Genomic DNA, 23,398 nt, shown 5'->3' with positions numbered 1-23,398 from the left:
TTAACCCTCACCCCAGCCCTCACCCTGGAAGGGAGAGGGGGCAGAACGGCGCAGGACATCACATTGCGCTTATGCGAATCCATCAATAATGCTTCTCATTTTCATTGTAACCACAACCAGATGCAACCCCGAGTTGCAGATTGCGTTACCTCAAGAGTTGACATAGTGCGCGTTTGCTTTTAGGTTAGCGACCGAAAATATAAATGATAATCATTATTAAAGCATTTATCATTTTGTGGAGGATGATATGGATACGTCACTGGCTGAGGAAGTACAGCAGACCATGGCAACACTTGCGCCCAATCGCTTTTTCTTTATGTCGCCGTACCGCAGTTTTACGACGTCAGGATGTTTCGCCCGCTTCGATGAACCGGCTGTGAACGGGGATTCGCCCGACAGTCCCTTCCAGCAAAAACTCGCCGCGCTGTTTGCCGATGCCAAAGCGCAGGGCATCAAAAATCCGGTGATGGTCGGGGCGATTCCCTTCGATCCACGTCAGCCTTCGTCGCTGTATATTCCTGAATCCTGGCAGTCGTTCTCCCGTCAGGAAAAACAAGCTTCCGCACGCCGTTTCACCCGCAGCCAGTCGCTGAATGTGGTGGAACGCCAGGCAATTCCGGAGCAAACCACGTTTGAACAGATGGTTGCCCGCGCCGCCGCACTTACCGCCACGCCGCAGGTCGACAAAGTGGTGTTGTCACGGTTGATTGATATCACCACTGACGCCGCCATTGATAGTGGCGTATTGCTGGAACGGTTGATTGCGCAAAACCCGGTTAGTTACAACTTCCATGTTCCGCTGGCTGATGGTGGCGTCCTGCTGGGGGCCAGCCCGGAACTGCTGCTACGTAAAGACGGCGAGCGTTTTAGCTCCATTCCGTTAGCCGGTTCCGCGCGTCGTCAGCCGGATGAAGTGCTCGATCGCGAAGCAGGTAATCGTCTGCTGGCGTCAGAAAAAGATCGCCATGAACATGAACTGGTGACTCAGGCGATGAAAGAGGTACTGCGCGAACGCAGTAGTGAGTTACACGTTCCTTCTTCTCCACAGCTGATCACCACGCCGACGCTGTGGCATCTCGCAACTCCCTTTGAAGGTAAAGCGAATTCGCAAGAAAACGCACTGACTCTGGCCTGTCTGCTGCATCCGACCCCCGCGCTGAGCGGTTTCCCGCATCAGGCCGCGACCCAGGTTATTGCTGAACTGGAACCGTTCGACCGCGAACTGTTTGGCGGCATTGTGGGTTGGTGTGACAGCGAAGGTAACGGCGAATGGGTGGTGACCATCCGCTGCGCGAAGCTGCGGGAAAATCAGGTGCGTCTGTTTGCCGGAGCGGGGATTGTGCCTGCGTCGTCACCGTTGGGTGAGTGGCGCGAAACAGGCGTCAAACTTTCTACCATGTTGAACGTTTTTGGATTGCATTAAGGAGCGAGGATGAGCATTCCATTCACCCGCTGGCCGGAAGAGTTTGCCCGTCGCTATCGGGAAAAAGGCTACTGGCAGGATTTGCCGCTGACCGACATTCTGACGCGACATGCTGCGAGTGACAGCATCGCGGTTATCGACGGCGAGCGACAGTTGAGTTATCGGGAGCTGAATCAGGCGGCGGATAACCTCGCGTGTAGTTTACGCCGTCAGGGCATTAAACCTGGTGAAACCGCGCTGGTACAACTGGGTAACGTCGCTGAATTGTATATTACCTTTTTCGCGCTGCTGAAACTGGGCGTTGCGCCGGTGCTGGCGTTGTTCAGCCATCAGCGTAGTGAACTGAACGCCTATGCCAGCCAGATTGAACCCGCATTGCTGATTGCCGATCGCCAACATGCGCTGTTTAGCGGGGATGATTTCCTCAATACTTTCGTCACAGAACATTCCTCCATTCGCGTGGTGCAACTGCTCAACGACAGCGGTGAGCATAACTTGCAGGATGCGATTAACCATCCGGCTGAGGATTTTACTGCCACGCCATCACCTGCTGATGAAGTGGCCTATTTCCAGCTTTCCGGTGGCACCACCGGCACACCGAAACTGATCCCGCGCACTCATAACGACTACTACTACAGCGTGCGTCGTAGCGTCGAGATTTGTCAGTTCACACAACAGACACGCTACCTGTGCGCGATCCCGGCGGCTCATAACTACGCCATGAGTTCGCCAGGATCGCTGGGCGTCTTTCTTGCCGGAGGAACGGTTGTTCTGGCGGCCGATCCCAGCGCCACGCTCTGTTTCCCATTGATTGAAAAACATCAGGTTAACGTTACCGCGCTGGTGCCACCCGCAGTCAGCCTGTGGTTGCAGGCGCTGATCGAAGGCGAAAGCCGGGCGCAGCTTGCCTCGCTGAAACTGTTACAGGTCGGCGGCGCACGTCTTTCTGCCACCCTTGCGGCGCGTATTCCCGCTGAGATTGGCTGTCAGTTGCAGCAGGTGTTTGGCATGGCGGAAGGGCTGGTGAACTACACCCGACTTGATGATAGCGCGGAGAAAATTATCCATACCCAGGGTTACCCAATGTGTCCGGATGACGAAGTATGGGTTGCCGATGCCGAAGGAAATCCACTGCCGCAAGGGGAAGTCGGACGCCTGATGACGCGCGGGCCGTACACCTTCCGCGGCTATTACAAAAGTCCACAGCACAATGCCAGCGCCTTTGATGCCAACGGTTTTTACTGTTCCGGCGATCTGATCTCTATTGATCCAGAGGGTTACATCACCGTGCAGGGGCGCGAGAAAGATCAGATTAACCGTGGCGGCGAGAAGATCGCTGCCGAAGAGATCGAAAACCTGCTGCTGCGCCACCCGGCGGTGATCTACGCCGCACTGGTGAGCATGGAAGATGAGCTGATGGGCGAAAAAAGCTGCGCTTATCTGGTGGTAAAAGAGCCGCTGCGCGCGGTGCAGGTGCGTCGTTTCCTGCGTGAACAGGGTATTGCCGAATTTAAATTACCGGATCGCGTGGAGTGTGTGGATTCACTTCCGCTGACGGCGGTCGGGAAAGTCGATAAAAAACAATTACGTCAGTGGCTGGCGTCACGCGCATCAGCCTGAAGGAGAGAACACGATGGCTATTCCAAAATTACAGGCTTACGCACTGCCGGAGTCTCACGATATTCCGCAGAATAAAGTTGACTGGGCCTTTGAACCGCAACGTGCCGCGTTGTTAATCCATGATATGCAGGACTATTTTGTCAGCTTCTGGGGCGAGAACTGCCCGATGATGGAGCAGGTGATCGCGAATATTGCTGCGCTGCGCGACTACTGCAAACAGCACAATATCCCGGTTTATTACACCGCCCAGCCGAAAGAGCAGAGCGATGAAGATCGGGCGCTGTTGAATGATATGTGGGGGCCGGGCCTGACCCGCTCGCCGGAACAGCAAAAGGTGGTGGATCGCCTGACGCCAGATGCCGACGACACGGTGCTGGTGAAGTGGCGCTACAGCGCGTTTCATCGTTCTCCGCTGGAGCAAATGCTGAAAGAGAGTGGACGTAACCAGCTGATTATTACCGGGGTATATGCCCACATTGGCTGTATGACCACCGCAACCGACGCATTTATGCGCGATATTAAACCGTTTATGGTGGCGGATGCGCTGGCCGATTTCAGCCGTGACGAGCATTTGATGTCGCTGAAATATGTGGCCGGACGTTCTGGCCGGGTGGTGATGACTGAAGAATTACTGCCAGCACCTATCCCCGCCAGCAAAGCGGCGCTGCGTGAGGTGATCCTGCCGTTGCTGGACGAGTCCGATGAGCCGTTCGATGACGACAACCTGATCGACTACGGTCTGGATTCGGTGCGCATGATGGCGCTGGCGGCGCGCTGGCGCAAAGTGCATGGTGATATCGACTTTGTCATGCTGGCGAAAAACCCGACCATCGACGCCTGGTGGAAGCTACTCTCCCGCGAGGTGAAATAATGGATTTCAGCGGTAAAAATGTCTGGGTAACCGGCGCAGGTAAAGGTATCGGCTACGCCACGGCGCTGGCGTTTGTTGAGGCGGGAGCGAAAGTTACAGGTTTTGATCAAGCGTTCACTCAGGAGCAATATCCCTTTGCGACCGAAGTGATGGATGTTGCCGACGCTGCGCAGGTCGCGCAAGTGTGTCAGCGACTGTTAGCTGAAACGGAGCGACTGGACGCGCTGGTCAATGCGGCGGGAATTTTACGCATGGGCGCGACCGATCAGCTCAGTAAAGAGGACTGGCAGCAGACTTTTGCGGTTAACGTCGGCGGTGCGTTTAACCTGTTCCAGCAAACCATGAACCAGTTTCGCCGTCAGCGGGGCGGGGCGATTGTCACTGTGGCGTCCGACGCCGCGCACACGCCGCGTATTGGCATGAGTGCTTATGGCGCATCGAAAGCGGCGCTGAAAAGCCTGGCGTTGAGCGTCGGGCTGGAACTGGCGGGTAGCGGCGTGCGCTGTAATGTGGTTTCGCCTGGCTCCACCGACACCGATATGCAACGCACGCTGTGGGTGAGCGATGACGCCGAAGAACAGCGTATTCGCGGCTTTGGCGAGCAGTTTAAACTCGGCATTCCGCTGGGGAAAATCGCCCGTCCACAAGAGATCGCCAACACGATTTTGTTCCTCGCCTCTGACCTCGCCAGCCATATTACCCTACAGGATATTGTGGTCGATGGCGGCTCAACGCTGGGGGCATAAGCATGATCTGGAAACGCCATTTAACGCTCGACGAACTGAACGCCACCAGCGATAACACAATGGTGGCGCATCTGGGAATTGTGTATACCCGTCTGGGCGATGATGTGCTGGAAGCCGAAATGCCGGTTGATACCCGTACTCATCAGCCGTTCGGTTTACTACATGGCGGCGCGTCGGCGGCGCTGGCGGAAACGCTGGGATCGATGGCCGGATTTATGATGACCCGCGACGGACAGTGTGTGGTAGGCACAGAACTTAATGCAACACACCATCGCCCGGTGTCTGAGGGAAAGGTACGCGGCGTCTGCCAGCCGCTGCATCTTGGTCGGCAAAATCAGAGCTGGGAAATCGTCGTTTTCGATGAACAGGGGCGGCGTTGCTGCACTTGTCGGCTGGGTACGGCAGTTTTGGGATGAACCCGACAGAATTAGATGAGATTGCAGGAAAACTCGGTTAACGGAGTGATCGAGTTAACATTGTTAAGTTAAATATTGGTTTCAACTCCGATTTACATGGTTGCTGTGTTGTTAAATTGTACAAAGATGTTATAGAAACAAAATGTAACATCTCTATGGACACGCACACGGATAACAACTATGAACAAATCAGGGAAATACCTCGTCTGGACAGTGCTCTCTGTAATGGGAGCATTTGCTCTGGGATACATTGCTTTAAATCGTGGGGAACAGATCAACGCGCTGTGGATTGTGGTGGCGTCGGTCTGTATCTATCTGATCGCTTACCGTTTTTATGGGCTGTATATCGCCAAAAATGTGCTGGCGGTTGACCCGACGCGTATGACGCCAGCGGTGCGCCATAACGACGGGCTGGACTATGTGCCGACGGACAAGAAAGTGCTGTTCGGTCACCATTTTGCGGCCATTGCCGGAGCAGGTCCGCTGGTGGGGCCGGTACTGGCGGCGCAAATGGGCTACCTGCCGGGGATGATCTGGCTGCTCGCTGGGGTGGTTCTCGCCGGTGCGGTGCAGGATTTCATGGTGCTGTTTGTTTCTACGCGCCGTGACGGTCGCTCGCTGGGTGAGCTGGTCAAAGAAGAGATGGGGCCAACCGCCGGGGTGATTGCGCTGGTGGCCTGCTTTATGATCATGGTCATTATCCTTGCAGTGCTGGCGATGATCGTGGTGAAAGCCCTGACTCATAGCCCGTGGGGAACATATACCGTTGCGTTCACCATTCCGCTGGCGCTGTTTATGGGGATCTACCTGCGCTATCTGCGTCCGGGGCGTATTGGCGAAGTGTCGGTCATCGGTCTGGTATTCCTGATTTTCGCCATTATCTCTGGCGGCTGGGTGGCAGAAAGTCCGACCTGGGCACCGTACTTTGACTTTACCGGCGTGCAGTTGACCTGGATGCTGGTGGGTTACGGTTTTGTGGCGGCGGTGCTGCCGGTGTGGTTACTGCTGGCCCCGCGTGACTACCTCTCTACCTTCCTGAAAATCGGGACTATCGTCGGTCTGGCGGTAGGCATTTTGATTATGCGCCCGACGCTGACCATGCCTGCGCTGACCAAATTTGTCGATGGCACTGGCCCGGTATGGACCGGTAACCTGTTCCCGTTCCTGTTTATCACCATCGCCTGTGGTGCGGTGTCTGGCTTCCATGCGCTGATCTCTTCCGGCACCACGCCGAAGATGCTGGCGAACGAAGGGCAGGCGTGCTTTATCGGCTACGGTGGGATGTTGATGGAATCCTTCGTGGCGATTATGGCGCTGGTTTCTGCCTGTATCATCGATCCGGGCGTGTATTTTGCCATGAACAGCCCAATGGCGGTACTGGCTCCGGCAGGGACGGCGGATGTAGTCGCTTCTGCCGCGCAGGTGGTGAGTAGCTGGGGCTTTAGCATTACACCAGATACGCTCAACCAGATTGCCAGCGAAGTGGGTGAACAGTCGATCATTTCCCGTGCGGGCGGTGCGCCGACGCTGGCGGTGGGGATGGCTTACATCCTGCACGGTGCGCTGGGTGGTATGATGGATGTGGCGTTCTGGTATCACTTCGCCATTCTGTTTGAAGCTCTGTTTATTCTGACGGCGGTAGATGCGGGTACGCGTGCTGCGCGCTTTATGTTGCAGGATCTGCTGGGCGTGGTGTCTCCTGGCCTGAAGCGGACCGATTCACTGCCTGCTAACCTGCTGGCAACAGCGCTGTGCGTACTGGCGTGGGGCTACTTCCTCCATCAGGGCGTGGTCGATCCGCTGGGCGGTATTAACACTCTGTGGCCGCTGTTTGGTATTGCCAACCAGATGCTGGCAGGGATGGCACTGATGCTCTGTGCCGTGGTGTTGTTCAAGATGAAACGTCAACGTTACGCCTGGGTGGCGCTGGTACCAACGGCCTGGCTGCTGATTTGTACCCTGACCGCAGGCTGGCAGAAAGCGTTTAGCCCGGATGCGAAAGTCGGCTTCCTGGCCATTGCTAATAAGTTCCAGGCAATGATCGACAGCGGCAATATTCCGTCGCAGTATACTGAGTCACAGCTGGCGCAACTGGTGTTCAATAACCGTCTGGATGCCGGGTTAACCATCTTCTTTATGGTGGTCGTGGTGGTTCTGGCACTGTTCTCGATTAAGACGGCACTTGCGGCATTGAAAGATCCGAAGCCAACGGCGAAAGAAACGCCGTATGAGCCGATGCCGGAAAATGTTGAGGAGATCGTAGCGCAGGCGAAAGGCGCGCACTAAAGTCAGAGTGAGGGGGGATGTTGGCGAATGTTGGCATAGTGCCGAGGGTTCCCCCTCACCCTAACCCTCTCCCCGATGGGGCGAGGGGACTGACCGAGTGCGTTGATAGCATTTGTAGGCCGGATAAAGCGTTCACGCCGCATCCGGCACTCTTTCAGCAACATGGTTAGCGGAGGCCAAGATGTTTGATTCACTGGCAAAAGCCGGAAAATATTTAGGTCAGGCGGCGAAGCTGATGATTGGTATGCCTGATTACGACAACTATGTCGAACATATGCGGGTTAACCATCCCGATCAAACGCCGATGACCTACGAGGAGTTTTTCCGTGAGCGGCAGGACGCGCGCTACGGTGGAAAAGGCGGCGCGCGCTGCTGCTAAATTTGCACGTCAGGCTTTAAACGATTCCACTTTTTCGAACGCTGCACGCAACGTATCTGGTGTCAGCGTGACTGGCAGGTAATGAATGGACTCCACCGGGCGCAAGGTGTGGGCAATCACTTTGTCGATCTCCGCCTGATTATTGATATCCACTTCCAGCTCCGCCAGCGTAGTCGGCAGATGAAAACGCTGATACGCCCCGGTTAATTGCGCCAGCACATCATCCTGACCCAGCAAGGCGCTTTGCACCAGAATTCCGTAAGCGACTTTGGTGCCGTGAAGAAACTTCTCGGTTTGCGGCAGGACAGTCAGACCGTTATGCACGGCATGAGCCGCCGCCACACGCGTAAAACGATCGCCCAGACCACCGACCATCCCACCACCAGCAATAATAGCATCCACCACATCGCAAAATGATTGCGTTAACTGCTGATTTTGCTGATCGGCAAGTGCCTGTTCGCTACTGTTTAACAAGACGTCGCGAATGGCCTGCGCATTATTGATCCCCAGCCGCACGGTTAGCGGCAACGTTTCTGGTTGCGGAGCCAGCACCACCGCTTCATACCATTTCGCCAGCGTGTCACCGATCCCCGCCAGCAGATATTGTTGCGGTGCATTGAGGATAATCTCCGGTTCCACCAGCACCATAAAATTGGCGTCGTCGAAAATCTCATAATGCAGCGCCTGTCCGGCATCGTTATACCAGACGGAGAGCGGTGTCCAGGCTGCGCAGGTGGCGGCGATCGTCGGAGCGGCAACAAATGGCAGACCGAGACGGCGGGCGAGGGCTTTCGCGGTGTCGAGCAGTGCGCCGCCGCCGACGCCAATCACCACGCTGCGATCGTCACCGGACTCAGCCGCCAGTTGCTGTACATCGCTTTCGCTGCAATGACCACGAAACAAAATATGCTTTGCCCCTGGAAGTCCAAACGCTGGCGGAAGTTTGGTTTGCGCCGCAGCAATGGCGCGTTTGCCGTAGATCCACACCGCGCGAGAAAGTTGTTCATCAGTGAAAAAATCGTGCAGGTGATTGAAACTTCCTGGATGTGAAAAGTAGTTAGCCGGGCCGACGACCACGCGGATAGGATTGTGAGGCATGTTGTGTTGTCCTTATTGTTTTATTTAGACATCTAAACGTCTTGATTGCCAAATACTAGCATCGTGTTATAGTGCCTTCAACACGCAACTTCGTCAGGTACAATAAAAATGACAAATAACCCTCTGATTCCACAAAGCAAACTTCCACAACTTGGCACCACTATTTTCACCCAGATGAGCGCGCTGGCGCAGCAACACCAGGCGATTAACCTGTCGCAAGGCTTTCCTGATTTTGATGGTCCGCGCTATTTACAGGAGCGGCTGGCGTACCACGTTGCCCAGGGGGCAAACCAATACGCGCCCATGACCGGCGTGCAGGCCTTGCGCGAGGCGATTGCTCAGAAAACGGAACGTTTGTATGGCTATCAACCAGATGCCGATAGCGATATCACCGTAACGGCAGGGGCGACGGAAGCGTTATACGCGGCGATTACCGCACTGGTGTGCAATGGCGATGAAGTGATTTGTTTTGATCCCAGCTATGACAGTTACGCCCCCGCCATCGCGCTTTCTGGGGGAATAGTGAAGCGTATGGCACTGCAACCACCGCATTTTCGCGTTGACTGGCAGGAATTTGCCGCATTATTAAGCGAGCGCACCAGACTGGTGATCCTCAACACTCCGCATAACCCCAGTGCAACTGTCTGGCAGCAGGCTGATTTCGCCGCTTTGTGGCAGGCGATCGCCGGGCACGAGATTTTTGTCATTAGCGATGAAGTCTACGAGCACATCAACTTTTCACAACAGGGCCATGCCAGTGTGCTGGCGCATCCGCAGCTGCGTGAGCGGGCAGTGGCGGTTTCTTCATTTGGCAAGACCTATCATATGACCGGCTGGAAAGTGGGTTATTGTGTTGCGCCAGCGCCCATCAGCGCCGAAATTCGCAAGGTACATCAGTATCTGACCTTTTCGGTGAATACCCCGGCACAGCTGGCGCTTGCTGATATGCTACGTGCAGAACCTGAGCATTATCTTGCGTTACCGGACTTTTATCGCCAGAAGCGCGATATTCTGGTGAATGCTTTAAATGAAAGCCGGCTGGAGATTTTACCGTGTGAAGGTACATACTTTTTGCTGGTGGATTACAGCGCGGTTTCTACCCTGGATGATGTTGAGTTTTGCCAGTGGCTGACGCAGGAGCACGGCGTAGCGGCGATTCCGCTGTCGGTGTTTTGCGCCGATCCCTTCCCACATAAACTGATTCGTCTCTGTTTTGCCAAGAAGGAATCGACGTTGCTGGCAGCAGCTGAACGCCTGCGCCAGCTTTAGCTATTTAACCGTCCAGGCGCGGGAATATTGACGGTCGGCAAACAACTCTTGCAGGCCGTTAATTTGCTTCAGGCGCAGCACTTCGTCGCTGTCCATTCCCAGCTCTTTGCCAATTTTATTATCGTCCCATCCCAACTGGCTAAGTTCACGGACGATTTCCGACATGGCGGTGATTTGATGGCGTCCACGAGCGCGATTATGACGAATAGTCGCGGCGATGCGTTGATTACGCGTACCTTCCAGACAGGTCACCGGCAAATAACCTTTTAAGCGTAATTTTAATGATGATGAGCCTTTACCAATTTCATGGCGGTGAAAACCATCCACGATTTCCATGGCATTTTTATCCGTATGTGTGACCACAATGGGTTGGGTAAAACCATCTATTTCAATGGATTTTTGCAGCAGTTTTTTTTCGGGTGGTGCCACGTTGTTTGGGTTGTAATCATTAGGCATAAGTTGGCTGTTTTTAACCCACAGAACGCAATCCACTGGCTCTTCACGAAAGGGGCTAACCTGATGGATCGCCATGCGGATTTCATTAATCGCTTTGATGCGATCATCTTCCGGCAAGCTGGCGAGAAATTGCGTTAAATCCTGCGTTAATCGTTGTTGCATAGTATCCCCCATTCCTGACGTTTTCCTTTTATCCGTTCGTTATAACGCTGATAGTTCTTCGATTTTGTGGGGCTAAATGATAATGCCCGACACCAGTAATCGTTATTGAGTAAAACTTTGCATATCCGCCGCCAGGAGGGGATATCTTTCGCGCCAATGTCCCCTTGCTGGGTTTGTGGAACCTCGATGCCTTTTTTCTGATACCAGTGCAAATAAATGGCGATTTTATTGCGGTAATGCTCAGCTGTTTTTTCCGGCATGCTATTGAGCAGCAATAATGCATATTCTTGCCAGTCTAAATGTTCTGGCTTGAGGATTTTCCGATGCCCATAGAAATGATTGTCATGTCCGGCGTAAATGCCGCCACTTTTTACCCCGCTGACTCGTGCGCACATAGCAGCCCAGCGATCCGGTTCGATAACGTGATAGAGCCATAATCCTTGTCGTTGCTCCGGGCCAAAAGGTTCGCAAATTCGCATATGACGCAGAGGAACGCCTGCCTGATACATTAGGTTATACAGTGGGTTGCAGAGACTTTGATGATTTGCATACCAGGTCCAGATATCAGCCACTTTCCAGTCGTAAATGGGGTAAATGTACCAGCTATGACCGCCTGGTGCGGCCGTAGTCCAGGGTTTATCGTCGGCAAAACGTTGTTTATTTAAACTGGCGATGGCGACAAAACGGTTGTAGGACTCATCCGCACGGATGCCGATCATCATCGCCGCCGGACGTTTTTGTGAAAACCATTCGGCAAACTCACGTACAAATTGTTCGAAGGTCATGCCTGGCTGGTAAAAGGAGAAAAAGTCAGGGTCGGTTATCGCATCTTGGGGAGGTTGACGTACCCATTCGACATCAGGTTCCCAGCACTGCCATTCGGGTTGGTATTGTGAAAGGGAATTTTGCGTCGTAAGCGGGAGCGCAACCCAGTAAAACTCTTCGATGACATCGGTGTACAACTCGCGCAGGGACTGAACATAGTTAATGGTGCAAGAGAATTGCGCCTCCCAGTCGATAAACAAAACGCAGATTTTTTTGCCCATTTGTCGGGCAAGTTCGGCTGTCAGATGCAGCATTAAACCAGAGTCTTTGCCGCCAGAAAATGAGACACAAACGCGGGGTAGGGTGTTGAGTGTCCAGGTAATACGCTCTCGTGCAGCTTCCAGAATATTGAGCGGAAGAGGAATTTTATAAATAGACATCTGAAGACGCTCTCTGAACGTTACAGGGTGATCAGTGAGATAAGTCTGTTAATTATAAAGTAAACACTGTAAAGCAGAGTGTTTTATTTTTCATTCGCGCTGTGAATAAATAGATGAAAGTTATAGTAACTGTCTGTAGTTATATATCAAAAACTCTCATTTAGACGGTCAATAAATCGGGAGAACACCAAATTATTTAAAGAAGATTTATTATAGGAAATGTAAAGCTTTATTGAAGGTAACGGATGTTCTAGTTTTATCTCTTTTAAATTAAGAAAGTCACGGTAGGAATTATAAAGTTCATAGGGGACTATTCCCAGTAAATCTGTAACTGCAATGCTATTAATGATTGTCAGCAAAGAGGAACCACGAAATGAGATTTTGCGATTCATAAATCTCTCGTCTATTTCCATTTGAATATCATCAACCCCTGCTGATTTAGATATTAATTGGGTGAACTCTTCTGCCATAATTTGTTCATAAGTGCTATTGTCAGTAATTCGTGGATGCCTATTACTACAAATTAGAGTATTGCGAATCGTATGCAATGGCATGCAAATGACGGAACGGCTGATCACTGGCATTTGGGTGATCACCAGATCGGCTTTGCGGTGAACCAACAGTTCTTCAGCATTCTCTGCTGACATGAGGATATCATGGCACTCAATCTCGACAGAGGAATCTTGCCGTAGGCAGCGGATCAGCATACTATTATTAGAGCAAGAAATGAGCTGAGGGCCGTAGATAATAAAGTTTTTCTTTAGTTCGGACTTATTGACTATATTAATTGTTTGTTCAAGGCCTCTGAGATTTTTCTCAAGATGGTGATGCAGATTTAACCCTGTTGTCGTCGGCGCGATACCTTTTCCTGAGCGAATGAATAAAGGGTCATTAAATTGCGCACGTAAGCGTTGTAACGACTGGCTCACGGCTGATGGGGTGATATATAGTGATTCAGCAGCTTTGCTAATGCTTAAATGCTGGTAAATACACTCAAATATGACAAGAAGATTTAAGTCGAACTTTTTCAAGTCGTAGAGATTGGCCATACACTACTCCGGTTATATTTTTCTTCCATGATATATTCACTTAATCAATGTTTTTTGCGTATATATTTTTATTGATTATGTTTTTTTGCTTAACTCAGGATTAAGTTTTTCTAAAATAGCACAGCCACTTAGGGCAGAGCGAGCAATTCATGCTTTTTTAGGATGGTTGAAAAGCAGGGATATAGTTCAACCATCCATGAATTACCTTTTATTTATTCCCCATAATGATATTAAGCGTTTTCTGATCGGGCAACCCCACGGCCTGTTGTAGCGTATTTTCCTTACTCATGTAATAGATAGCCGGCGTGACATTTGCCCCCAGATCGTCCATCAGTTTCTCATTGTCACTTAACACTTTCATTTGCTCTGTACTTACGTTTGCAGGCACGTTTAGCTTAAGCTTGCCACCAGAGGCTTCATATTGTTGCCAGGTTTTTGCGGGATCTTTGGAGGCAAGAATTGCCGCTGCTGTCGCCGGGCTTTCTGGCTTGATAACCCCAACCAACAATGTTCTTAATTGCACTTTGCCAGAATCTACCCACGGGCGCGCCTGCTGCCAGAACTGTTTACAATATGGGCAGAACGGATCGGCGAAGACGTAGACAATGACCGGCGCATCTTTTTTACCGTCGAGGAGCCAGTGGGATTGTTCCATCCGTTGCCACATTTCGCGTCCGGCTGGTGCGTAAATTTCTTTTTCGATAAGTGTGTTACTCAGGTTTTCACCTTTCTCGTTGTACATGTAACCAGAGATAGCGTGCTTACCATCTGGAGTCAGGTAGATGGTGACGCCCATATCCTGATACTTTCCGAGATAACCTTTCATTCCTCCGGGGGCATCGAATGTTTTGATGATTGTAATGCCCTGTTTTTCAATCGCTTTTACTGGAGCAGGAAGTTCCTCTGCGAAGGCGATTGCAGGAAGCAGAGCCAGTAAAAGTATCTTTTTTAACATTAATTTGTCCTTTTCAGTCAGTGCAAAAGTCGAGTAAAAGGCATAACCTATCACTGTCATAGGTAAGAGCTTAGATCAGGTGATTGCCCTTTGTTTATGAGGGTGTTGTAATCCATGTCGTTGTTGCATTTGTAAGGGCAACACCTCAGCCTGCAGGCAGGCACTGAAGATACCAAAGGGTAGTTCAGATTACACGGTCACCTGGAAAGGGGGCCATTTTACTTTTTATCGCCGCTGGCGGTGCAAAGTTCACAAAGTTGTCTTACGAAGGTTGTAAGGTAAAACTTATCGATTTGATAATGGAAACGCATTAGCCGAATCGGCAAAAATTGGTTACCTTACATCTCATCGAAAACACGGAGGAAGTATAGATGTCCTTGATTAACACCAAAATTAAACCTTTTAAAAACCAGGCATTCAAAAACGGCGAATTCATCGAAATCACCGAAAAAGATACCGAAGGCCGCTGGAGCGTCTTCTTCTTCTACCCGGCTGACTTTACTTTCGTATGCCCGACCGAACTGGGTGACGTTGCTGACCACTACGAAGAACTGCAGAAACTGGGCGTAGACGTATACGCAGTATCTACCGATACTCACTTCACCCACAAAGCATGGCACAGCAGCTCTGAAACCATCGCTAAAATCAAATATGCGATGATCGGCGACCCGACTGGCGCCCTGACCCGTAACTTCGACAACATGCGTGAAGATGAAGGTCTGGCTGACCGTGCGACCTTCGTTGTTGACCCGCAGGGTATCATCCAGGCAATCGAAGTTACCGCTGAAGGCATTGGCCGTGACGCGTCTGACCTGCTGCGTAAAATCAAAGCAGCACAGTACGTAGCTTCTCACCCAGGTGAAGTTTGCCCGGCTAAATGGAAAGAAGGTGAAGCAACTCTGGCTCCGTCTCTGGACCTGGTTGGTAAAATCTAAATTTCCTTCGTCTTTCACGCCATAGCGGCGTTGGCGTCGCCCGCTCACCCCGGTCACTTACTTGTGTAAGCTCCCGGGGATTCACAGGCTAGCCGCCTTGCTCTGACGCGAAATACTTCGGAAATTCACCTAATTCTTCGGGTGCTGCGGCACCCGATTTTCTTCCCCGCACCATGATGCAAGCTGCATCCAGGTAGCCGCAGAGGCCGCTTGCATGATGATGTTTAAAGCCCAGGAGATAAACATGCTCGACACAAATATGAAAACTCAACTCAAGGCTTACCTTGAGAAATTGACCAAGCCTGTTGAGTTAATTGCCACGCTGGATGACAGCGCTAAATCGGCAGAAATCAAGGAACTGTTGGCTGAAATCGCAGAACTGTCAGACAAAGTCACCTTTAAAGAAGATAACAGCTTGCCGGTGCGTAAGCCGTCTTTCCTGATCACCAACCCAGGTTCCAACCAGGGGCCACGTTTTGCAGGCTCCCCGCTGGGCCACGAGTTCACCTCGCTGGTACTGGCGTTGCTGTGGACCGGTGGTCATCCGTCGAAAGAAGCGCAGTCTCTGCTGGAGCAGATTCGCCATATTGACGGTGATTTTGAATTCGAAACCTATTACTCGCTCTCTTGCCACAACTGCCCGGACGTGGTGCAGGCGCTGAACCTGATGAGCGTACTGAACCCGCGCATCAAGCACACTGCAATTGACGGCGGCACCTTCCAGAACGAAATCACCGATCGCAACGTGATGGGCGTTCCGGCAGTGTTCGTAAACGGGAAAGAGTTTGGTCAGGGCCGCATGACGTTGACTGAAATCGTTGCCAAAATTGATACTGGCGCGGAAAAACGTGCGGCAGAAGAGCTGAACAAGCGTGATGCTTATGACGTATTAATCGTCGGTTCCGGCCCGGCGGGTGCAGCGGCAGCAATTTACTCCGCACGTAAAGGCATCCGTACCGGTCTGATGGGCGAACGTTTTGGTGGTCAGATCCTCGATACCGTTGATATCGAAAACTACATTTCTGTACCGAAGACTGAAGGGCAGAAGCTGGCAGGCGCACTGAAAGTTCACGTTGATGAATACGACGTTGATGTGATCGACAGCCAGAGCGCCAGCAAACTGATCCCAGCAGCAGTTGAAGGTGGTCTGCATCAGATTGAAACAGCTTCTGGCGCGGTACTGAAAGCACGCAGCATTATCGTGGCGACCGGTGCAAAATGGCGCAACATGAACGTTCCGGGCGAAGATCAGTATCGCACCAAAGGCGTGACCTACTGCCCGCACTGCGACGGCCCGCTGTTTAAAGGTAAACGCGTAGCGGTTATCGGCGGCGGTAACTCCGGCGTGGAAGCGGCAATTGACCTGGCGGGTATCGTTGAGCACGTAACGCTGCTGGAATTTGCGCCAGAAATGAAAGCCGACCAGGTTCTGCAGGACAAACTGCGCAGCCTGAAAAACGTCGACATTATTCTGAATGCGCAAACCACGGAAGTGAAAGGCGACGGCAGCAAAGTCGTTGGTCTGGAATATCGAGATCGTGTCAGCGGCGATATTCACAACATCGAACTGGCCGGTATTTTCGTCCAGATTGGTCTGCTGCCGAACACCAACTGGCTCGAAGGCGCAGTCGAACGTAACCGCATGGGCGAGATTATCATTGATGCGAAATGCGAAACCAACGTGAAAGGCGTGTTCGCAGCGGGTGACTGTACGACGGTTCCGTACAAGCAGATCATCATCGCCACTGGCGAAGGTGCCAAAGCCTCTCTGAGTGCTTTTGACTACCTGATTCGCACCAAAACTGCATAAGAAGAAGTAAGATTCACCTGCAATTGCTTAGCCGCCGGGGTCAAACCTGGCGGCTTTTTTATGGCATTAAAAAGCCCCGCCGGGATGGCTCCGGGCAGGGCGGGATACTTATTCTGGCAATTAACGCACAACCAGCACCGGCAGATTGGCGTGGCGGATCACGCTCGAGGCGTTAGAACCTAACAGATGGGTCGAAATCGATGGGTTGCGAGAACCAATAACTACAACATCAGCCCCCAGTTCTTCTGCCAACTCATTGACTTCATCCCGTACGCTACCAAAACGGACATGTTGTTTAATGCGGGAAGGATCGATGGTGAAGTGGCTGACCATCGTTTGCAGACGTTCTTGTGCTTCATGTTGCAGATGCTCTTCAAAACGACGCACATCAGCGGCAAAACGGTGCAGGCTCAGGCTGGCTGACCCGGGTAGTACGTGAAGTAGATGAATAACTCCGTCATCCTGGGCGAGGAATTCAGCGTGGCGAACAGCTTTGTCGCTCAATTCCATTTCAAATACATCAACTGGCATAATGATTGTCTTATACATAACCCTTTCTCCCTGTTAATCATGAACAAATCATTCGCCATGATTATAATATTTATCCCTGATATTTGTCTGGTTCTTTTTCCTTACGAACTGTTTCTGTGATGAATATATTCTCACTGAACACCAGGAATTCTCCCAAAACCTGTGGTACCGCCCGTTTTCCCGCTGTGATAGCTACCCTTAAAGACTGACTCTTTTTTGAACTGTCTCTGGAGGTTGCATGAAAGCATTGACTTATCACGGCCCACATCACGTTCAGGTAGAAAATGTTCCCGATCCGGGCGTTGAACAGGCAGATGATATTATTCTGCGTATTACGGCAACGGCGATCTGTGGCTCTGACCTCCATCTTTATCGAGGCAAAATACCTCAGGTTAAACATGGCGATATTTTTGGTCATGAATTTATGGGGGAAGTAGTTGAAACCGGAAAGGACGTAAAAAATTTGCAAAAAGGCGACCGAGTGGTAATTCCGTTCGTCATTGCTTGTGGCGACTGTTTTTTCTGTCGATTGCAACAATATGCCGCCTGCGAAAATACCAATGCGGGTAAAGGCGCTGCGCTCAATAAAAAACAGATACCAGCTCCAGCGGCATTGTTTGGTTATAGTCACCTGTATGGCGGCGTTCCTGGTGGGCAGGCGGAATATGTCCGCGTCCCTAAAGGGAATGTGGGGCCGTTTAAAGTACCGCCTTTGCTTTCAGATGATAAAGCGCTTTTCCTTTCTGATATTCTGCCAACGGCATGGCAGGCAGCAAAAAATGCGCAGATCCAACAAGGTTCAAGCGTTGCAGTCTATGGTGCTGGTCCTGTGGGATTGTTGACAATCGCCTGTGCACGGTTGCTCGGTGCGGAACAGATTTTTGTTGTTGATCATCATCCCTACCGCTTGCATTTCGCCGCCGACCGCTACGGCGCGATCCCGATTAATTTTGATGAAGACAGCGATCCGGCACAGTCAATTATTGAACAAACGGCAGGTCACCGGGGCGTGGATGCAGTAATAGACGCCGTCGGTTTTGAAGCGAAAGGCAGCACCACGGAAACGGTGCTGACTAACCTGAAACTGGAGGGCAGCAGCGGTAAAGCGTTGCGCCAGTGTATTGCGGCGGTCAGGCGTGGCGGCATTGTTAGCGTACCCGGCGTCTACGCTGGATTTATTCACGGTTTCCTGTTTGGCGACGCCTTTGATAAAGGGTTGACGTTTAAAATGGGACAGACCCACGTTCACGCATGGCTGGGAGAATTATTACCGTTAATTGAGAAAGGATTACTGAAACCAGAAGAAATTGTTACCCACTATATGCCGTTTGAAGAGGCCGCCCGGGGATATGAGATTTTCGAAAAACGTGAAGAGGAGTGCCGTAAGGTGATTCTGGTACCCGGTGCACAAAGCGCAGAGGCGGCGCAGAAGGCGGTTTCAGGTCTGGTGAATGCGATGCCGGGGGGAACAATATGATCGTCAGGAGTGGTTTTCGAGGTAAAGGACAGCCATGACGATAATCGCCGCCATAATCAGAAATCCTATCAGGATGTAAAATGCTTCTGCCATGGTTATTCCCACAAACGAAACGGAATAATTTTGCAGCAAAAGTGAACAGTGAGAACCAGGAAAAATTGCTGATTTTGCGTAAAGAGGATGCGAGTGCATCCTCTGGGCAAAGCGAGTTATCGCTTGTGCAGATGGGATTAAAGCAGGTAGTCGCCAGCAGCTTCTGGCTGGTATTCGAGTTCCAGCACTTCAAGGTGGGTTGCAACGCCGCCCGGAAGTTCCCAGTGAATGGAATCGCCAACGCGCAGCCCCAGCAGTGCGGCACCTACCGGAGCCATAACGGAAAGCTGAGTATTGCTATCGGTCATTTTTGCCGGATACACCAGCGTGCGCACACGCACTTCGCCATCGCTAAGATTGCGGAATTTAACCCGGCTGTTCATTGTCACCACGTCGTGTGGCATCTCTTCTGGCGAACACATTTGGGCGCGATCCAACTCTGCGTTTAACGCGTCGGCGATTGGCAAACCAGCATAGGCGGGTTGCTCCAGCAGAATATCGATGCGTTCGGCATCCAGGTCGTTAATGATGATAGTTGGTCTGGACATTTTTACTCCATGTCGTCGGTACTGCGAGTGTCGCAGATAAACATACCCAAAAGAAAACCCTCACCGTCAGGCGGCGAGGGTTTAACTCACATGATGATACTGACTGTTGCTCACTCTTTGAAGTGATTTGCGTCACATTCAGGGAATTCCTCAATGCAGCGCATTATGTATAATTCTTAATCGTCATGGTTATGGAAGACGAATTAGCGTGTTTTGTAAATCAGAGGATTAATAACCCGCTTTATCAATCACAAAGGTTTTGCCACAGTTACCTGGGTGAGGTTGTGGCAAGAATGAGTTTGCAGAAAGCGGAGCGTTGATGGCGTCAGCTTTGATCGAGATCTGAATTTCAGTCAAATACGCAGGGTTACCCTGGCACGTTAGCTTAACTGCTTTCACGTTCTCTTTTCCCCAGCTTTTGGCAAAGGCGGCGTCAAAGTCACGGCGGCTCACTGTTTTACCGTAATTATCCGCAAGGAATTTTCCGGCTTCGCTCTCTTTAATTTCTTGATTCAGGCGTACCATAGTACCGAAGTATGCGTCCGGATCAAAACCAAAGCAGGCACCGTGTTTGGCATATTCGTAGCGTTCCAGGCAGGAACGTCCGCCAGCTCCTGGCATGACTTCACTTAGTTTAGCGGCCGTTTCCAGTGATAATCCGGTTTCCGGCGATGAACACATCCGGCTGGCGCGCGCTTCTGGTAGATTCGGGATTGGGCGAGTAGCGCAACCGAAGCGCATCCAGCGGCGTTCATCAACACCACGGGCAGCGACCGATTTAGGCAATCCTGGCCACAGACCATGTACGGTCAGAAAATCAGCTTTGTTGGTCGTTTCGGTTTGCAGGCGACATTCATCTCGTTCGTTACGATTTCGATCGTGTTGACTCTGGCAAAATCCGGTTTGCCAGGAGAGGGCCAGGACATAGCGATCAAAATCGCCATACTGTTTTGCCTGCAACGCTACGGCGTTGGCAGAAGAGAAGGGAAGCAGAGAAACCGCGAGCAACGCGGCGTTACGCCAGAATGCTTTCATAATGGGTGTGGAACTCATACATACACTGAATACTATCTATTAAATCATAAAAAAGCCCGCCAGGTGGGCTTACCTGGCGGGCGTGATGATTTATTCAGCGTTTGGCGAACGTATTAGTTCCACATGGCGAGAATCGGCCAGCCAACCAACAGCAACATAGAGATGTAAATCACCCCGAAGATTGCGCCAAGACGCCAGTAATCTTTTGATTTCACATAGCCACAGCCGTAAATAATCACCCCAGGACCGGTTGCATACGGCGTCAGACAGCCCATGATACCGATAGACAGCACCAGCAGGATACACAGTTGTTCCATTGGTACGCCCGGAATACCTTTACCGACGGCCAGAATAACCGGCAGCATGGTTGCGGTGTGCGCAGACAGGCTGGCAAACAGGTAGTGTGCAAAGTAGAACACCAGAACCAGTACAATCACCGTTGCGTTTGGTGAGAATCCTTCCAGGTGCGTACTCATGGTACCGGCGAACCAGTCAATAAAACCAGAACGAGTCAGGCCGTTAGCCATCACAACCAGAGTTGCCAGGTTGACCAGCGTGTTCCATGCGCTGTTATAGCGGGTAATGTCTTTCCACGGCACAACGTGCAGAGCCAGCATTAGCGAAACTGCCAGCAGACCAACCGCAGTAGCATTAATGACTTCACTGCCAAATACCCACAAACCTAAGCTGAGCAATACAAGGCCAATCAGCGTCCACTCTCTGCGTGTCAGCGCACCCATGGTTTTTAGTTCATCACCCGCCCAGGTTGCCACTTCTTCACTGTGTGTGATTTCCGGTTTGTACAGCACGTAGGAAAGCCACGGCGCAATGATAAGCAAGATAACCCCAACCGGCAGGAAGCAGAGGAACCACTGCAACCAGCTAATCTGGATACCGGCAATTTTGCTGACGAACTCCAGACCCAGCACGTTTGGTGCCGCACCGGTGACAAACATGGACGAACTCAGACTGGTACTAATGACCATCATCCACATCAAATAGCCGCCAATACGACGCGCGGACGGATCGTTGGGGAATGATTTAAACAGCGGCGGCAGGTTTTTAATGACCGGAAAAACCGTACCCCCGGTACGCGCGGTGTTGGACGGTGTAAACGGTGCCAGCAGAATGTCGATAATGACAATCGCATAACCCAACGTCAGCGTGCGTTTGCCCATGAATTTCACCAGGAAAAGGGCAATGCGACGACCTAACCCGGAAACTTCATACCCTAATGCAAAAATAAATGCGCCAAATACCAGCCATACCGTGGTGCTGGAAAAACCAGCCAGACCCCATTTCAGCGCCTGTTTTTGCGCATTAAACGCTGGGTCAGCTAATTCTTTGGCATCAAAGAGCAGGTAATTACTGCCAATAACGCAAATAGTAACCGCAATAAAACTGATCGCTGTTGCCGGAATTGGCTCGAGGATCATGCCGACAATCATTGCCACAAACACAGCGAAGTAATGCCATGCCTGTGGTGGCATACCGTCGGGGACAGGGATAAGAAACATGACACCCATCACCACCAGTGGGGCCAATAGTTTCCATATATTATCTTTTGCTAAAGACATACGGGTTCTCCGAAAATTAATATTTCCAAATTTATCAAGTGCTTAAATAATTAAATCTGTGCTAAAAACCAGGTAAGGATCAGCAGGTCGGCACTGCCGCCTGGACTGAGATTTCGTTCGATACACTCCCTGTCGAACTGCCGGAGATAATCGAGATCGGCGGGGGTTCGAATGCCCCCTTTTTGCAATAATGTTTGCGCCTCGCGCTGTAGCCAGCGCAGGCCCCCCTCGCCACCGCGCGATGCAACGTTGGTATCGCCGTTGATCGCCATCAGTAGGAGCAAGGTATCGAGCAATGCCAGTTCAGGATCTAACCCCTGATCCAGCAGAGTGAGGTAATGCGGCAGGGCGTGGTTGAGCACTAGTGGATAACCCGCTTCGGCTTCACCGCGTGCGCCGGTAAGGCCAAGCTGCTGGTACAACCGTTGACCTGCCGTCAGTTGTGAATTATTGGTACGCAGTTCGCGATCGGTCAGGCCACGGCAGAAACTTGCCGCCGTAGAACAAACGGTTGTTGGCGTTACCGGCTGGTTGAGCTGAAGCAAACGGCCAATTGCCGCACATAGCAGCCCTAAAGAAAAAATGCTGCCTTTATGCGTGTTTACGCCCGCAGTGGCGCGGAACATATCACCTTCGCAAGCCATACCAATTGGGCGTAATCCGTGGAGTACCGCTTCTGGTGCCATTTCTGCACTACAGGCACCAAATTCAATGAAACGGGGTAACCAGCCCTGAATCGCCAGCGCGCTGCGGTGGAAATCTTCCAGCGCCATATCTTTGTGCGCACCGCAGTTAATGCGATCCACAAGGCCTGGTTTCGGTGACAGATTGACTTCAGTCAGCATGGCGCGCCAGCCCAGCAGGGCGTACTCATCGATTAATGACGTCGCAAGCTTTGTGGTTTTAGTTGACGTTGCAGGCATCGACATCGTTCAGCAGCTCCTCCATGCGGTTGAGTAAATCGGTCAGTTGATGGGTTTTTCCACGCGCACAAACAGCTGCGCTTTGCTCGCACAACAGGCAGCGGCGAGGCGGCAGTGAATAGTCGCGGCGGGAGAGAATTTCGCCTTCGGGCGTCAGGACATCGATATCCCATAACCGCCCGAGAGGATGACTATGTTCAAGCTCAATGGTGGCGAGCTTGAGGTCGCGAGCCGGGGCGGCAATGCTCAACATGCCCTCCGGCCCGCTGGCGGAAACCAGTGCAGCCTGCTCCTGAATTTGCCAGCCCTGCTTTGTGGCTAAGGCACGCAAGGCTGTCACGCCATGATTAAAAATTCGGCGTGTGACCTCGCTGTCTTTAATCGGCCCAGGCGCAACCACGGTAAAGGAGACCAGTGGAACAGGATGGCGCTTGAGCCAGGCGTGTTGCCGTGCTTGCCTTTCATCCCGGCTGACGAGCAGCTCGGGAATTGACACCGCATGGTGGCTGGCGAGTTCAGGAAGCAGGTGCATGG

At 51.7% G+C, this 23,398-nt stretch carries 23 protein-coding genes; 11 read left to right on the top strand and 12 right to left on the bottom strand.

Features of this window, described 5'->3' with window-relative positions; genetic code table 11:
• The first annotated feature begins 247 nt into the window (after nt 1-247).
• The 7 genes from entC to K0778_RS09235 all read left to right on the top strand — a co-directional run bounded on the left by entC (nt 248) and on the right by K0778_RS09235 (nt 7,741).
• The gene (gene entC, locus K0778_RS09265; protein ID WP_000381303.1) at nt 248-1,423 is read left to right on the top strand and encodes an isochorismate synthase EntC; all 1,176 of its coding nucleotides are present in this window, start codon (nt 248-250) and stop codon (nt 1,421-1,423) included.
• 9 nt (nt 1,424-1,432) lie between these two features.
• Complete coding sequence (gene entE / locus K0778_RS09260) at nt 1,433-3,043, top strand: (2,3-dihydroxybenzoyl)adenylate synthase EntE (RefSeq protein ID WP_000026812.1); 1,611 nt, start codon at nt 1,433-1,435, stop codon at nt 3,041-3,043.
• A 13-nt stretch (nt 3,044-3,056) separates the two neighbouring features.
• The gene (gene entB, locus K0778_RS09255; RefSeq protein ID WP_001007138.1) at nt 3,057-3,914 is read left to right on the top strand and encodes an enterobactin biosynthesis bifunctional isochorismatase/aryl carrier protein EntB; all 858 of its coding nucleotides are present in this window, start codon (nt 3,057-3,059) and stop codon (nt 3,912-3,914) included.
• Nucleotides 3,914-4,660 (top strand): 2,3-dihydro-2,3-dihydroxybenzoate dehydrogenase EntA, encoded by a 747-nt coding sequence (gene entA, locus K0778_RS09250; RefSeq protein WP_000347651.1) that lies wholly within the window; start codon nt 3,914-3,916, stop codon nt 4,658-4,660. Before entB ends, entA begins: the two co-directional genes overlap by 1 nt.
• Nucleotides 4,661-4,662: 2 nt before the next feature.
• The gene (gene entH, locus K0778_RS09245) at nt 4,663-5,076 is read left to right on the top strand and encodes a proofreading thioesterase EntH (RefSeq protein ID WP_000637953.1); all 414 of its coding nucleotides are present in this window, start codon (nt 4,663-4,665) and stop codon (nt 5,074-5,076) included.
• A 180-nt stretch (nt 5,077-5,256) separates the two neighbouring features.
• Nucleotides 5,257-7,362, top strand: a complete 2,106-nt coding sequence (cstA, locus tag K0778_RS09240; protein WP_001043156.1) for a pyruvate/proton symporter CstA — start codon at nt 5,257-5,259, stop codon at nt 7,360-7,362.
• A 181-nt stretch (nt 7,363-7,543) separates the two neighbouring features.
• Nucleotides 7,544-7,741 (top strand): YbdD/YjiX family protein, encoded by a 198-nt coding sequence (locus tag K0778_RS09235; protein WP_000460431.1) that lies wholly within the window; start codon nt 7,544-7,546, stop codon nt 7,739-7,741.
• A gap of 9 nt (nt 7,742-7,750) precedes the next feature.
• Here K0778_RS09235 and hcxA read toward each other — a convergent pair whose 3' ends face one another.
• Nucleotides 7,751-8,839 carry a hydroxycarboxylate dehydrogenase HcxA gene (gene hcxA / locus K0778_RS09230; protein WP_001120432.1) on the bottom strand — a complete coding sequence of 363 codons (1,089 nt, stop codon included), beginning with the start codon at nt 8,837-8,839 and terminating at the stop codon, nt 7,751-7,753.
• Nucleotides 8,840-8,947: 108 nt separating this feature from the next.
• On the opposite strand from hcxA, the gene ybdL reads away from it, so the two are divergent.
• Nucleotides 8,948-10,108, top strand: coding sequence for a methionine-oxo-acid transaminase (gene ybdL, locus K0778_RS09225; RefSeq protein ID WP_063084765.1), 1,161 nt, complete (start codon nt 8,948-8,950; stop codon nt 10,106-10,108).
• On the opposite strand, the gene K0778_RS09220 is transcribed toward ybdL, so the two are convergent.
• From K0778_RS09220 to dsbG, 4 genes are all read right to left on the bottom strand, one after another.
• A complete protein-coding gene (locus tag K0778_RS09220; RefSeq protein WP_000502945.1) occupies nt 10,109-10,738 on the bottom strand; it encodes a ParB/RepB/Spo0J family partition protein in 630 nt (209 codons plus the stop codon).
• Complete coding sequence (locus tag K0778_RS09215; RefSeq protein WP_000029825.1) at nt 10,711-11,931, bottom strand: phosphoadenosine phosphosulfate reductase; 1,221 nt, start codon at nt 11,929-11,931, stop codon at nt 10,711-10,713. Before K0778_RS09215 ends, K0778_RS09220 begins: the two co-directional genes overlap by 28 nt.
• A 146-nt stretch (nt 11,932-12,077) precedes the next feature.
• Entirely contained in the window at nt 12,078-12,980 is a 903-nt protein-coding gene (locus tag K0778_RS09210; protein WP_000002474.1) for a LysR family transcriptional regulator, read from the bottom strand.
• A gap of 208 nt (nt 12,981-13,188) precedes the next feature.
• Nucleotides 13,189-13,935 carry a thiol:disulfide interchange protein DsbG gene (gene dsbG, locus K0778_RS09205; protein WP_000913829.1) on the bottom strand — a complete coding sequence of 249 codons (747 nt, stop codon included), beginning with the start codon at nt 13,933-13,935 and terminating at the stop codon, nt 13,189-13,191.
• Nucleotides 13,936-14,306: 371 nt separating this feature from the next.
• Here dsbG and ahpC point away from each other — a divergent pair, with 371 nt between their 5' ends.
• Both ahpC and ahpF read left to right on the top strand, forming a co-directional pair.
• The gene (gene ahpC, locus K0778_RS09200) at nt 14,307-14,870 is read left to right on the top strand and encodes an alkyl hydroperoxide reductase subunit C (RefSeq protein ID WP_000052796.1); all 564 of its coding nucleotides are present in this window, start codon (nt 14,307-14,309) and stop codon (nt 14,868-14,870) included.
• A 244-nt stretch (nt 14,871-15,114) separates the two neighbouring features.
• Nucleotides 15,115-16,680, top strand: a complete 1,566-nt coding sequence (gene ahpF / locus K0778_RS09195) for an alkyl hydroperoxide reductase subunit F (RefSeq protein ID WP_000887629.1) — start codon at nt 15,115-15,117, stop codon at nt 16,678-16,680.
• Nucleotides 16,681-16,800: 120 nt separating this feature from the next.
• Here the strand turns inward: ahpF and uspG are convergent, their stop codons facing one another.
• A complete protein-coding gene (gene uspG / locus K0778_RS09190) occupies nt 16,801-17,229 on the bottom strand; it encodes a universal stress protein UspG (RefSeq protein ID WP_000278509.1) in 429 nt (142 codons plus the stop codon).
• Nucleotides 17,230-17,449: 220 nt separating this feature from the next.
• Here uspG and K0778_RS09185 point away from each other — a divergent pair, with 220 nt between their 5' ends.
• A complete protein-coding gene (locus tag K0778_RS09185) occupies nt 17,450-18,688 on the top strand; it encodes a zinc-dependent alcohol dehydrogenase (RefSeq protein ID WP_000646175.1) in 1,239 nt (412 codons plus the stop codon).
• A gap of 3 nt (nt 18,689-18,691) precedes the next feature.
• On the opposite strand, the gene yldA is transcribed toward K0778_RS09185, so the two are convergent.
• The 6 genes from yldA to citX all read right to left on the bottom strand — a co-directional run bounded on the left by yldA (nt 18,692) and on the right by citX (nt 23,396).
• The gene (gene yldA, locus K0778_RS28310) at nt 18,692-18,781 is read right to left on the bottom strand and encodes a small membrane protein YldA (RefSeq protein WP_000796528.1); all 90 of its coding nucleotides are present in this window, start codon (nt 18,779-18,781) and stop codon (nt 18,692-18,694) included.
• 137 nt (nt 18,782-18,918) lie between these two features.
• Nucleotides 18,919-19,329 carry a nucleoside diphosphate kinase regulator gene (gene rnk / locus K0778_RS09180; RefSeq protein ID WP_000089731.1) on the bottom strand — a complete coding sequence of 137 codons (411 nt, stop codon included), beginning with the start codon at nt 19,327-19,329 and terminating at the stop codon, nt 18,919-18,921.
• A gap of 228 nt (nt 19,330-19,557) precedes the next feature.
• Nucleotides 19,558-20,364 carry a ribonuclease I gene (gene rna / locus K0778_RS09175; RefSeq protein WP_001295857.1) on the bottom strand — a complete coding sequence of 269 codons (807 nt, stop codon included), beginning with the start codon at nt 20,362-20,364 and terminating at the stop codon, nt 19,558-19,560.
• Between the two features lie 113 nt (nt 20,365-20,477).
• Entirely contained in the window at nt 20,478-21,941 is a 1,464-nt protein-coding gene (gene citT, locus K0778_RS09170) for a citrate/succinate antiporter CitT (protein ID WP_000050323.1), read from the bottom strand.
• A gap of 50 nt (nt 21,942-21,991) precedes the next feature.
• Nucleotides 21,992-22,870 (bottom strand): triphosphoribosyl-dephospho-CoA synthase CitG, encoded by an 879-nt coding sequence (citG, locus tag K0778_RS09165; RefSeq protein ID WP_000062459.1) that lies wholly within the window; start codon nt 22,868-22,870, stop codon nt 21,992-21,994.
• Entirely contained in the window at nt 22,845-23,396 is a 552-nt protein-coding gene (citX, locus tag K0778_RS09160) for a citrate lyase holo-[acyl-carrier protein] synthase (protein ID WP_000550411.1), read from the bottom strand. The genes citG and citX overlap by 26 nt, the downstream gene beginning before the upstream one ends.
• Nucleotides 23,397-23,398 lie beyond the last annotated feature (2 nt).

This window comes from Escherichia sp. XD33 (genome assembly GCF_019375075.1).
Taxonomy (GTDB): domain Bacteria; phylum Pseudomonadota; class Gammaproteobacteria; order Enterobacterales; family Enterobacteriaceae; genus Enterobacter; species Enterobacter flexneri_A.
The sequence above is the reverse complement of the archived record's forward strand: the minus strand, read 5'-3'. Positions and strand labels throughout refer to the sequence as shown.